Source organism: Bradyrhizobium sp. GCM10028915 (genome assembly GCF_042666195.1).
Lineage (GTDB): Bacteria > Pseudomonadota > Alphaproteobacteria > Rhizobiales > Xanthobacteraceae > Bradyrhizobium > Bradyrhizobium canariense_D.
In genome coordinates, this window is record NZ_JBHTFN010000001.1 from 171,651 (window position 1) to 183,280 (window position 11,630).

General features: G+C 63.7%; 10 protein-coding genes. 5 read left to right on the forward strand and 5 right to left on the reverse strand.

Going from position 1 to position 11,630, the window contains the following annotated elements; translation table 11 throughout:
• Positions 1-29 precede the first annotated feature (29 nt).
• A complete protein-coding gene (locus tag ACFQX9_RS00775; protein WP_247821391.1) occupies positions 30-2,393 on the forward strand; it encodes a transketolase in 2,364 nt (787 codons plus the stop codon).
• Positions 2,394-2,601: 208 nt separating this feature from the next.
• Complete coding sequence (locus ACFQX9_RS00780; RefSeq protein WP_377786068.1) at positions 2,602-4,032, forward strand: aldehyde dehydrogenase family protein; 1,431 nt, start codon at positions 2,602-2,604, stop codon at positions 4,030-4,032.
• A 62-nt stretch (positions 4,033-4,094) separates the two neighbouring features.
• On the opposite strand, the gene ACFQX9_RS00785 is transcribed toward ACFQX9_RS00780, so the two are convergent.
• Both ACFQX9_RS00785 and ACFQX9_RS00790 read right to left on the reverse strand, forming a co-directional pair.
• Positions 4,095-4,388 carry a hypothetical protein gene (locus ACFQX9_RS00785; protein ID WP_377786070.1) on the reverse strand — a complete coding sequence of 98 codons (294 nt, stop codon included), beginning with the start codon at positions 4,386-4,388 and terminating at the stop codon, positions 4,095-4,097.
• Positions 4,389-4,422: 34 nt separating this feature from the next.
• The gene (locus ACFQX9_RS00790) at positions 4,423-5,400 is read right to left on the reverse strand and encodes an SMP-30/gluconolactonase/LRE family protein (protein ID WP_018457077.1); all 978 of its coding nucleotides are present in this window, start codon (positions 5,398-5,400) and stop codon (positions 4,423-4,425) included.
• A gap of 89 nt (positions 5,401-5,489) precedes the next feature.
• Between ACFQX9_RS00790 and ACFQX9_RS00795 the strand changes: the two genes are divergently transcribed.
• A complete protein-coding gene (locus ACFQX9_RS00795) occupies positions 5,490-6,314 on the forward strand; it encodes an NAD(P)-dependent oxidoreductase (RefSeq protein ID WP_085352133.1) in 825 nt (274 codons plus the stop codon).
• 38 nt (positions 6,315-6,352) lie between these two features.
• Here the strand turns inward: ACFQX9_RS00795 and ACFQX9_RS00800 are convergent, their stop codons facing one another.
• Entirely contained in the window at positions 6,353-7,624 is a 1,272-nt protein-coding gene (locus tag ACFQX9_RS00800; protein WP_085352134.1) for an MFS transporter, read from the reverse strand.
• Between the two features lie 300 nt (positions 7,625-7,924).
• Between ACFQX9_RS00800 and ACFQX9_RS00805 the strand changes: the two genes are divergently transcribed.
• Positions 7,925-8,338, forward strand: coding sequence for a hypothetical protein (locus tag ACFQX9_RS00805; RefSeq protein ID WP_085352135.1), 414 nt, complete (start codon positions 7,925-7,927; stop codon positions 8,336-8,338).
• Between the two features lie 67 nt (positions 8,339-8,405).
• On the opposite strand, the gene ACFQX9_RS00810 is transcribed toward ACFQX9_RS00805, so the two are convergent.
• Complete coding sequence (locus ACFQX9_RS00810) at positions 8,406-8,822, reverse strand: DUF1236 domain-containing protein (protein ID WP_026233295.1); 417 nt, start codon at positions 8,820-8,822, stop codon at positions 8,406-8,408.
• A 180-nt stretch (positions 8,823-9,002) separates the two neighbouring features.
• A complete protein-coding gene (locus tag ACFQX9_RS00815; protein ID WP_377786074.1) occupies positions 9,003-9,704 on the reverse strand; it encodes a GntR family transcriptional regulator in 702 nt (233 codons plus the stop codon).
• Between the two features lie 176 nt (positions 9,705-9,880).
• Between ACFQX9_RS00815 and ACFQX9_RS00820 the strand changes: the two genes are divergently transcribed.
• Positions 9,881-11,611, forward strand: coding sequence for an IlvD/Edd family dehydratase (locus ACFQX9_RS00820; protein ID WP_247394460.1), 1,731 nt, complete (start codon positions 9,881-9,883; stop codon positions 11,609-11,611).
• The last annotated feature ends 19 nt before the right edge of the window (positions 11,612-11,630 follow it).

The window sequence follows — 11,630 nt, forward strand, 5'->3', positions numbered from 1 at the left end:
TCGGGCACCTGTTTTCCGGGAGCATTGCCATGCCCGTTGATACCGCCCGCCTCGACACACTGACCGCGCTGGCTCGCAAGGCGCTGTGGCTGTCGTCATGGACCATCCATCACGCCAACCACATCCGCCCGAATGCGGACGGCCTGAAGGTCGGGGGACATCAGGCCTCGTCGGCCTCGCTCGCCACCATCATGTCGGCGCTGTATTTCCACGTGCTGAAACCCGAAGATCGCGTCGCGGTGAAGCCGCATGCGAGCCCGGTGTTCCACGCCATCCAGTATCTGTTCGGCCGGCAGAGCCGCGAGAAGCTGGAGAACTTTCGCGGCTTCAAGGGCGCGCAGTCCTATCCCTCGCGCACCAAGGACGTCGACGACGTCGATTTTTCCACCGGCTCGGTCGGCCTCGGCGTTGCGCAGACGCTGTTCGCCTCGCTGGTGCAGGACTACGTCAAGGCGCATGGCTGGATGAAGGATCGCCGCGAGGGGCGGATGATTGCGCTGGTCGGCGATGCCGAGATGGACGAGGGCAACATCTTCGAGGCGCTGGCGGAAGGCTGGAAGCACGGCCTGCGCAACACCTGGTGGGTGGTCGACTACAACAGGCAGTCGCTCGATGCCGTCGTCCGCGAAGGTCTCTGGGAAAAGTTCGAGACCGTATTCCGCAATTTCGGTTGGGACGTGGTGATCGTGAAATACGGCCGCCTGATGCGCGAGGCCTTTGCCGAGCCCGGCGGCGAGGCGCTGAAGCGCTGGATCGACAATTGCCCGAACGCACTCTACGCCGCACTGTGTTTTCAGGGCGGCGCGGCGTTCCGCAAACATTTGCACGACGAGATCGGCGATCAGGGCCCCATCACCAAACTGATCGACAAGCGCAGCGACGACGAGCTACTGGCGCTGATGTCGAACCTCGGCGGCCATGACATGGCGAGCATGCTGGACGCCTTTGAATCCATCGATCACGATCGCCCGGTCTGCTTCATCGCCTACACCATCAAGGGCGTCGGCCTGCCGTTCCAGGGCCACAAGGACAATCATGCCGGCCTGATGACGGTCGCGCAGATGGAGAAATATCGCGACAGCCAGAACATCCGGCCCGGACACGAATGGGACAGATACGAGGGTCTCGCGCAAAGTGCCGCCGAGCTCGACGCCTTCCTCGCGGGCGTGCCGTTCAACCAGGACGGCCGCCGGCTCACCGCGCCTGTTATCGAGGTGCCGTCGCAGCTTGCCTTCAAGCCGGCGCCGCAGATGTCGACCCAGCAGGGTTTTGGGCTGGTGCTGAACGAGATCGCGCGCGGCGACAGCGAGCTCGCCAAGCGCATCGTGACGACATCGCCTGACGTCACCGTCTCGACCAATCTCGGTCCGTGGGTGAACCGGCGCGGCCTGTTTGCGCTCGGCGAGAAGGCGGACTTATTCCGCAGCGAGAAAATTCCATCCACCTTCAACTGGGACTTCTCGCCCAAGGGCCAGCATCTCGAACTCGGCATCGCCGAGATGAACCTGTTCATCATGCTCTCGGCGCTCGGCCTGTCGCACCAGATCAACGGCGAGCGGCTGCTGCCGGTCGGCACGCTCTACGATCCCTTCATCGAGCGCGGTCTCGATGCGCTGAACTATGCCTGTTACCAGGATGCGCGCTTCATGGTGGCGGCGACCCCCTCAGGTATCACGCTCGCGCCCGAAGGCGGCGCGCATCAGTCGATCGCAACCCCTTTGATCGGCATGGCGCAGGATGGCCTTGCCTCGTTCGAGCCGGCCTTTGTCGACGAGCTCGCCGTGATCATGGGGTGGGGCTTCAATCACATGCAGCGCGATCCGGGTGAGGGCGGCTCGGTCTATCTGCGGCTCTCGACGCGCTCGATCGAGCAGGCGCAGCGGATCATGACGCCCGAGCTCGCACAGGGCATCACCGACGGCGCGTATTGGTTGCGCAAGCCGGGCCCCAATGCCGAAGCCGTCATCGCCTATACCGGCGCCGTTGCGCCAGAAGCGATCGAAGCGACCGGCTTCATCGGCGAGAGCCGGCGCGACATCGGCCTGCTCGCGATCACGTCCGCAGATCGTCTGCATGCGGGATGGACCGCCGCACGGAAATTGCGCCGTGATCGGCGCGGCGTGCAGCATCTCAGCCACATCGAAAAACTGCTCGCACCGCTGCCGCGCGACTGCGGCATCGTGACCGTGATCGACGGCCATCCGGCGGCGCTCGGCTGGCTCGGCAGCGTCCGCGGCCATCGCGTCGAGGCGCTCGGCGTCGAGCAATTCGGCCAGACCGGCACCATCGCCGACCTCTACCGCCACCACGGCATCGACGCCAACGCCATCATCGATGCGGCCGAAAGCCTCACCACCGGCGCGCCGGTGTTGCATCGGAAGATGGCGGTGTAGTTCTCCGTCGTCGTCCTAGCCCCCGTGCGCAATTGCGCACTAGGCCAGGACGAGGGCAATCGAGACCTTGCCACCCCTCCGCCATCGGCTCATATAACCTCCGTCCGCCGCAATGCTGGCCCCGCACATGGCGGGTTCAATTGCCGGCGCTTTCGTGCAAGGATGCCTGCCGAAACGCCCCCTCCAAGCCCCCAAGAAGAGGTTCACTATGGTCAATCGCATGCAATTCTACATCGACGGCGCCTGGGTCGATCCCGCCGTCAAGAAGTCCACCGCCGTGGTCAATCCGGCGACGGAAGAGGCGATGTACGAGGTTGCGCTGGGCTCCAAGGCCGACGTTGACAAAGCCGTTGCCGCGGCCAAGCGCGCGTTCGTGACGTTCTCTCAGACCAGCCGTGACGAGCGCGTCGCGCTGCTCACCAAGGTCATCGAGATCTACAAGGGCCGCCTTAAGGAGATCGGTGCCGCCGTCTCGGACGAGATGGGTGCGCCGCTGCCGATGGCCGAAAAGCTGCAGGCCGGCGCCGGCCTCGGCCACCTCATGACCACGCTCGACGTGCTCAAGAACTATGATTTCGAGGAACCGGTCGGCACCGCCATGGTGCTGCGCGAGCCGGTCGGCGTGGTCGGCATGATCACGCCCTGGAACTGGCCGCTCAACCAGATCGCCTGCAAGGTCGCGCCCGCGCTCGCCGCCGGCTGCACCATGATCCTGAAGCCGTCGGAGTTCACCCCGACCTCGGCGCTGATCTTCGCGGAAATCCTTCACGAAGCCGGCGTGCCGAAGGGCGTGTTCAACCTCGTCAACGGTCTCGGCCCCGAGGTTGGCGCCGCCATGAGCGAGCACCCCGACATCGACATGATCTCGTTCACCGGCTCAACCCGCGCCGGCATCGACGTGGCCAAGCGTGCGGCACCGACCGTGAAGCGCGTCAGCCAGGAGCTCGGCGGCAAGTCGCCGAACGTCATCCTCGAAGGCGCCGATCTCACGAAGGCGGTGACCGGCGGCGTGATGCACATGTTCAACAACTCCGGCCAATCCTGCAACGCGCCCTCGCGCATGATCGTGCCGGCCTCGAAGATGAAGGAAGTCGCCGCGATCGCGAAGGCGGTCGCCGACAAGACCAAGGCGGGCGATCCGCGCGCCGAAGGCACCACCATCGGTCCCGTGGTCAACCGCGGCCAGTGGGACAAGATCCAGGGTCTGATCAAGAAGGGCATCGACGAAGGCGCAACGCTCGTCGCCGGCGGTCCGGGCCTGCCCGAAGGCGTCAACAAGGGCTTCTATGTCCGTCCCACCATCTTTGCCGACGTCACCCCTGACATGACCATCGCCCGCGAAGAAATCTTCGGACCGGTGCTGACGATCATCGGCGCCAAGGACGAAGCCGAAGCGGTGCACATCGCCAACGACACGCCCTATGGGCTTGCCGGCTACGTTACGGGCGCTTCCGTCGAGGACGCCAAGCGCGTCGGGCGGCAGATCCGCGCCGGCAACGTCAATCTGCAGGGCGTGCCCAACGATCGCAGCGCACCGTTCGGCGGCTACAAGCAATCCGGCAACGGCCGCGAGTGGGGCAAGTACGGCCTCGAGGACTTCCTCGAAGTGAAGGCCGTCGCTGGCTTCAACGCGGCGTAGGCGTTACTGCCTGGGTGAACATGACGCCGGAGCGGGACACCGCTCCGGCGTTTTCTATTCTCTTACGGTTGCCCCTGTGCTTTCAGGCGGCACCACCCCGGGTAGTCCGTCACAATTTCGAAGAAATCGTCATGATAAATGAAACCCAACTCTGTCAGGCGTGCGCTCATCGCTTTCAGGGCTTCGCGCCCGAAATGCGGACCGAACGACAATAGGTCGTCACTCTGATCAAGCGGTTGATCGACCTCCAGAGTCTTCAACAGATTATCTAAGGCAATCGCTCTCTCGACCAATGCTGCTCGACGTACAACTAGGCCATATTCGCCCGTAATGTTGATCCAACCTTTGCCGGTCATGGAGAATCCTGAGAGGGGTCTGAAGCTGCGACGACTATCCCCCGACCGCGCCCTGCGTGTTCACATACAACGCGTAGATCGACTGGCTCGCGGCCATGAACAGGCGGTTGCGCTTGACGCCGCCGAAGCAGAGATTGGCGCAGCGTTCGGGCAGCGCGATGCGGCCGATCATGACGCCGTCGGGCGCGAACACCACGACGCCGTCGAGCTCGGGATCGCCCATGCCCCAGCCGCACCAGAGATTGCCGTCGATGTCGCAGCGCATGCCGTCCGGCGTGCCCGGGCCGGCGTCGATGTGGACGCGCTTGTTGGAGATGGTGGTGCCGTCAGGCGAGACGTCATAGGCGAGGATTTTCCGGTTCGGCACGCCGCGTGATTCCACGACGTAGAGGATTTTCTCGTCCGGCGAGAAGCACAGGCCGTTGGGCCCGAGCACGCCTTCGGCAACGATGGTCGCCTTGCCGGTCGTGGGATCGAACCTGTAGACGTTCGGCTCGATCTCGGGCTCGGCCTTGTAGCCCTCGTAATTGCCGAGCAGGCCGAAGGTGGGATCCGTGAACCAAACCGCGCCGTCGGACTTCACCACGACGTCGTTCGGCGAGTTGAGCTTCTTGCCGCCGAACGAGTCCATCAGCACGGTGATGCTGCCGTCATATTCGGTTCGGGTGACGCGTCGCCCGCCATGCTCGCATGTGACGAGCCGACCCTGGCGATCCCGGGTGTTGCCGTTGGCGAAATTGGAGGGCTTGCGAAACACCGAGACCGCACCGGTCTCCTCTTCCCATTTGACGATGCGCTGGTTCGGAATGTCGCTGCACAGGAGATAGCGCCCGTCGCCGAACCACACCGGACCCTCGGCCCAGCGCAGGCCGGTCGTCAGCCGCTCCACCGCCGAGAGTTTCAGCCAGTATTTTTCGAAGCGGGGATCGAGTGCCTTTATCGCCGGATCGGGGTAGTAGCTCGCCGGCCGCCAGCCTGGCCGCTCCTGGGGATGGGACGATGCCTCATTCATGTCGGTTCTCTCGTTTCGTTCCCTCTGGACAATCCTGCTATCATTAGAGACATGTGACCGCAAATTGGTTGCCAAAGGCGAGGAAAGACATGCCGCGTATCTTGATGACGGGAGCTTCGGGCGGGATCGGAACGCGCCTGCGAAAACTGTTGCCGCCGATCTATCCGGACCTGCTGCTCAGCGACATCCGCGCGCCGGCCGATCTCGGCCCCAACGAGCAATTCAAGGCTGCGGACCTCTCTGACCTGGCGCAGTGCGAGGCGATCTGCGAGGGCGTCGACGGCATCATCCATTTCGGCGGCTATTCGGTCGAAGGTCCCTGGAACGACATCCTCCAGGCCAACATCATCGGCGGCTACAATTTGTTCGAGGCCGCGTACCGCAAGGGCGTCAAGCGCGTGGTGTTCGCCTCCTCGAACCATGCCGTCGGATTCTATCCGCGCCACCACAAGATCGGCACCGACGTGACCCCGCACCCCGACGGCCGCTACGGCGTCAGCAAGGTGTTCGGAGAAGCGGTCGGGGCTCTCTATGCCGACAAGCACGGCCTGAAGGTGACATGCCTTCGCATTGGCAATTTCGGCGACGTGCCGCTGGACCATCGCCGGATCTCGATCTGGCTGAAGCCGGAAGATCTGGTGCAGCTCTGTCAGATCGGGCTCGAGCATCCCGACATTCATTTCGAGATCTTCTACGGCGTGTCCCTGAACGAACGTGCCTGGTGGGACAACCACCGCGCCTACGAGTTCGGCTACCGTCCCACGGGGCGCTCCGAGGATCATGTGGCGCATGCGATGGCCGAGCAGGCCAAGCTGAAGCCCGATCCGGTCGGCGATCACTATCAGGGCGGCGCGTTCTGCAGCAACGAGTTCGACGGCGATGCGAGCCGCATCATCGACTGGAATAAGCGGTAGGAGCTCATTCGCAAATCCAGGGCGTCAGAATCGACGCCCTAGACAACGTGTTTGCCGGCCTGGGCCGCGACGGGCCTCTGTACAAAGTACATCAGGATCAGGGAAATCACCGCCGTCGTCACGACGACGTATCCCAGCCGGTCGAAATGCCGGAGCGTACCGTCGGCGTCCTGCGCGATGAGTGCGGCGGCGAGCACGGAGCCGAGCCCGCCGGAGAGCTGTTGCAGCGACGCGCCGACCGCGCTGAAGGAGCCGCGTTGCGCCGGCTCGGGGATTGCCGAAATCAACGCCTGCGACGGAATCATGCGGGAGAAGATGCCGACGAACATCAGGACGTTGACCAGGATCGCGACCGTCAGGCTCACCTCGCCGAGATGGGTGTAGATCAGCACCATCACGATGGACATGGCGCTGCCGAAGACGAAGGTGGGGTATTTGCCGAAGGCATCGCTCGCGCGTCCCACCAGCGGGCCGATGACAATGCTGAACAGGCCGGAGACGAGATAGATCGTCGGCAGATGCACGATGTCGATGCCGAGATTGTGCACGGTGTAGGCGCTGCCGAACGGCATCAGCATGTAGCCGCCGGTCGCCAGCAGGGTCGTCACCGAAAACGCCATCCAATAACGCGGCTGCGAGACCGTTGCGATCAGATGCCGGAACGGATTTCGATCCTGCTTCAGCGCGAGATGGCCGTTCACCGGCTTCATCAGGAACATCACGGCGGCCATCCCGATCACCGACAGGCCGACCAGTGCGCCGAACGCGACGTGCCAATTCCACTGGTTGGCGAGAAAAAGACCGGCCGGGATGCCTAGCACCTGGCTTGCCGCGAAGGCGGTTTGCACGAAACCCATGACGCGGCCGCGCAATTGAAGCGTGAACAAATCGGTGACGATGGCGAGCACGACCGAGCCGATCACGCCGCCGAACAGGCCGGTCACGATCCGCCCCAGCAGCAACAGATGATAGTTGGGCGCGATCGCGCACAGCATCGTGCCAAGGGTGAAGCCGGCGTAGAAGAACAACAGCAGCCGCTTGCGATCAAACCGGTCGGCAAAGCCGGCCGCCAGGATGCCGGAAATCCCCGCGCTGAACGCATAGGCCGAGACCGCCACGCCGAACTGAGCGGCCGAAATATCAAGCGCCGGCATCATGATGGCGCCGAGCGGCGACATGATCATGAAATCGATGATGATCGTGAACTGGACCAGCGCCAGCAGCGCAACGAGGATCGCCTGGTAGCGCGAGAAGCCTCGGGATGGCGCTTGCCGCTCGGCGATCGGCTCCGTCAGGGTTTGTTCGGTCATGGCATTTCATTTGGGAGGGAGTGGAGGAGGACGCGCGACGTGGCGCCGGAGCCCGGCCCATATTTATTTCCGGCTCTGCGAAATTTCGATGGCTTGACAAACAGTTTTAGTGTCCGTCCCAGCGCGGTGCCTCGATTCACACGGGGCGAGCGACGCAAAGGCCTGAGCCTCGCTTTGGCCGTTCCGGCCATTGATCCAGATCAACGTTGCTCTGGCCGTCTGGCTCTCGATTTTGCGAGACCGCAATTCGGCAATCGGTGCCTCGATCACGGCTCAACGGCGGCAGCGCGAGTCAGGACAATGAAAATCGAATTGCCAGCCGCCGTACTGCTCACGCTGTTCATGTCGGGACCGGCGCGGGCCGCGATGCTCGGCGACGCCGAGGCGACGTTTCTCGACCAGCTCGTCACCGCATCCGCGGTGCTCGAACAACGATGTGTCGGCTACGAGGTCGATGGTGCCGGCAGTGTACAGCTCGGCGCCCGACTTCTCGGCAGCACGGATGCCGCGATGGCGATGATCGACGCCTATGCTGCAGCCATCAAGGCCCGCGATGGCGAGAGCTCCGATCCCGGTAAATTCCGCCCCGAAGTGTCCGACGCTGCCGGCAAAACGTTCAGGCGCGTCCGGACCGATCTGATCAGAAACCCGAAGAGAGCATGCGCCGACTATGGCGATGCCAGCGTGGATCGCGGTCTGCTGAGGCGGTACTGAACCTGGACTTGAGGGATTCAGATCTGCGCAAACGAAAGGGCCGTCTCGAAAGACGGCCCCTTGGTTGTTATTCGACGATCTCAACGATCCGGTGGGTTCGCGGTTCGACCAGAACCGTGCGACCGTTCACCACCGTGTAACGATACTCACGGGCGCCGTACTCGGGCGGCACCTCGTAATAGGTCACGCCCTCTTCCGGAAGAACCGCCCCGACTCTCACATCCTCGCGGTACTGATATGAGGGCCGCCGCTGTTCGACGACGTAGGAGTGAAAGCGAGGACGTTGATCGACACCAAGGACTCCCGCCACGCCGCCAACGACTCCGCCGACGACGCCACCCACAACTGCACCGACAGGCCCTGCCGCTCGCTCACCATCCCGCGCACCGCGTTCGACGCCTCCGGGAACGCCCTGGGCCTGGGTCGTTACGGGAAGCAGGACGGCGACGGCAACAGCGGCGGCTCCGACTAAACGGCAAATCATGGCAGCTCCTATGGTGGGGGATTGGTGCAAGACCAAGTACCAAGCCGACCATAGGTTCCCCGGAAGTTGTGGACTGCGGGCGTTATTGCCCGAATGGGCTCGTGCGGCCTGCAATTGCGGGTAATCCAGCGCGCCCTTACCGCGTGAACTGCACCACCGCGAGAAGCGAACGTCTCCCATCTATGAACGCGGGCCCTCCTGTTCGGCTCGCTCATCCCCAATCCGCGCCAGGTAATCCTTCTTGCTGAACTGCATGTGATCCACACACAGCTGCGCCAGCGCCCAGCTGTCGCGGCCCTTCAACAGCTCGATCATGAGCTCGTGCTGGCGGCGCGATTGTGCCAGCCCGTCGCTGTCGGCGAGATTCTTGGCGCGCATCGGCAGGGTCAGGTTCATGTAGTGCTGCAGCGAGCGCACCAGATATGGATTGCCGCAGGCCGAGAACAGCGCGAGGTGGAAGGCGTCGTTGGCTTCATGGATGCCGCGCAGGTCCTGCAAATCCGCTCTCGCGCAATATTGCCGCTGCAATGCAGAGAGCTCGTCGATCAGGCCTTGCTGTGCGGGCAGGGGGATCATCAGCGCCGCCTGCCGGGTCAGCATCTCCCGGACCTCGTAGATCTGCCGGACCTCTTCGGCCGAGTAAAACCGCACGGTGGCGCCGACATTCTTCTCGCGGCGGACGATGCCCCGGCGCTCCGCATCCACCAAGGCCTGCCGCACGAAATGGCGCGAAGTGCCGTAAGCCGACATCAGCGCGTCCTCTGTGAGGCGCGCGCCTGGCGCAAGTCGGCCGAAGATGATGTCCTCTTCGAGCCGCGCGACGATGTCGTCCGGATCGTCGCGCCGGACCATCGTGGCGTCTGCGATGTGAATGTCGGACATGCCCTCGGCCTCCCGGCGCTTGGCCGGTTCGTCCTGTGGAGCAGGGAAGGCCCTGATTGTCAATAATCTGGTCTCCCACCAGCGCGCAACACGGGTAAATGGCAGGTTTAACGTCTGTCTTATTGACAATCAAGGGGCAATCTGTAGGACAATGACCCGGTAATGGGAGTGGTATGATGACGAGTGGGTTGCGCAAAGGGCTGACGAGCTATGGCGATGCCGGCTTCTCGCTGTTCCTGCGCAAGGCGTTCATCAAGGCCATGGGCTATTCCGACGACGCGCTGGAGCGTCCGATCGTCGGCATCACCAACACCTATAGCGACTACAATCCCTGCCACGGCAACGTCCCGCAGATCATCGAGGCCGCCAAGCGCGGCGTGATGCTGTCGGGCGCGATGCCGTTCGTGTTCCCGACGATCTCGATCGCGGAGAGTTTTGCGCATCCGACCTCGATGTATCTGCGCAATCTGATGGCGATGGACACCGAGGAGATGATCCGCGCGCAGCCGATGGATTCGGTGATCGTCATCGGCGGCTGCGACAAGACTCTTCCTGCGCAGGTGATGGCGGCGATCAGCGCCGACCTGCCGACGGTGGTCATCCCCGTTGGCCCCATGGTGGTTGGTCATCACAAGGGCGAGGTGCTGGGCGCCTGCACCGATTGCCGTCGCCTCTGGGGCAAGTATCGCGCCGGCGAAATGGATGATGTCGAGATCGAGGCGGTGAACGGCCGCCTTGCGCCGTCGGTCGGCACCTGCATGGTGATGGGCACCGCCTCCACCATGGCCTGCATGATCGAGGCCATGGGCCTGTCGCTGCCGATGAGCGCGACGATTCCCGCCCCGCATGCGGAGCGCTTTCGCCTTGCCGAGGCGAGCGGCAGGGTGGCCGCCGAGATGGCCAAGACCAAAGGTCCGAAGCCGAGCGAGGTGCTGACGCCGGCATCTTTTAAGAATGCCCAGGTCGTGCTCCAGGCGATCGGCGGCTCGACCAACGGCCTGATCCATTTGACCGCGATGGCACATCGTTCGCCACACCGGCTCGACCTCGGGGTGTTCGACCAGATTGGCCGCGAGGTGCCGGTGCTGGTCGATCTCAAGCCGTCCGGCGAGCATTACATGGAGCATTTCCATCACGCCGGCGGCGTGCCGAAACTGCTGGCGCAACTCGGCGATCTCGTCGATCTCGATGCCAAGACGATCACCGGCCAGACGCTGCGCGATATCGCGGCGAACGCGGAAGACGTGCCCGGCCAGGACGCGATCCGTCCGCGGGACAATCCGATCAAGAAGGAAGGCGGCCTCGCCGTCCTGCACGGCAATCTCGCGCCGCGCGGCGCAGTCATCAAGCAATCCGCCGCGAGCCCAAAGCTGCTGCAACACACGGGCCGTGCGGTGGTGTTCGAATCCGTCGAGGATATGACGCTGCGGGTGGACGATCCCGATCTCGACGTCACGGCCGATGACGTGCTGGTGCTGCGCAACGCCGGCCCCAAGGGCGCGCCCGGCATGCCGGAGGCGGGCTATCTGCCGATCCCGAAGAAGCTCGCGCGCGCTGGGACCAAGGACATGGTGCGCATTTCGGATGCGCGCATGAGCGGCACCGCATTCGGCACCATCGTGCTGCACATCACTCCGGAATCCGCCGTCGGCGGCCCGCTGGCGCTGGTGAAGAACGGCGACATGATCCGACTCGACGTCGCCAAGCGCAGCATCGAGCTTCTGGTGGATGCTACCGAGCTGGAACGGCGGCGTACGGCATTGAAGCCCGCGGCTGCGCCGGATGAGGCGCGGCGCGGCTATGCGTGGCTGTTCAACGAGACCATCATGCAGGCCGACGAGGGCTGCGATTTCGATTTCATGCAGAGGACTGGGAAGAAGACTGAGCAGAAAACTAAGAGAGGGTGACCAACCACCCGGAAGCGTA

Excerpts from the sequence above, each read along its gene's own strand:
- ACFQX9_RS00775 (WP_247821391.1), top strand. The coding sequence starts at position 30 with ATGCCCGTTGATACCGCCCGCCTCGACACACTGACCGCGCTGGCTCGC.
- ACFQX9_RS00780 (WP_377786068.1), top strand. The coding sequence starts at position 2,602 with ATGGTCAATCGCATGCAATTCTACATCGACGGCGCCTGGGTCGATCCC.
- ACFQX9_RS00785 (WP_377786070.1), bottom strand. The coding sequence starts at position 4,388 with ATGACCGGCAAAGGTTGGATCAACATTACGGGCGAATATGGCCTAGTT.
- ACFQX9_RS00790 (WP_018457077.1), bottom strand. The coding sequence starts at position 5,400 with ATGAATGAGGCATCGTCCCATCCCCAGGAGCGGCCAGGCTGGCGGCCG.
- ACFQX9_RS00795 (WP_085352133.1), top strand. The coding sequence starts at position 5,490 with ATGCCGCGTATCTTGATGACGGGAGCTTCGGGCGGGATCGGAACGCGC.
- ACFQX9_RS00800 (WP_085352134.1), bottom strand. The coding sequence starts at position 7,624 with ATGACCGAACAAACCCTGACGGAGCCGATCGCCGAGCGGCAAGCGCCA.
- ACFQX9_RS00805 (WP_085352135.1), top strand. The coding sequence starts at position 7,925 with ATGAAAATCGAATTGCCAGCCGCCGTACTGCTCACGCTGTTCATGTCG.
- ACFQX9_RS00810 (WP_026233295.1), bottom strand. The coding sequence starts at position 8,822 with ATGATTTGCCGTTTAGTCGGAGCCGCCGCTGTTGCCGTCGCCGTCCTG.
- ACFQX9_RS00815 (WP_377786074.1), bottom strand. The coding sequence starts at position 9,704 with ATGTCCGACATTCACATCGCAGACGCCACGATGGTCCGGCGCGACGAT.
- ACFQX9_RS00820 (WP_247394460.1), top strand. The coding sequence starts at position 9,881 with ATGACGAGTGGGTTGCGCAAAGGGCTGACGAGCTATGGCGATGCCGGC.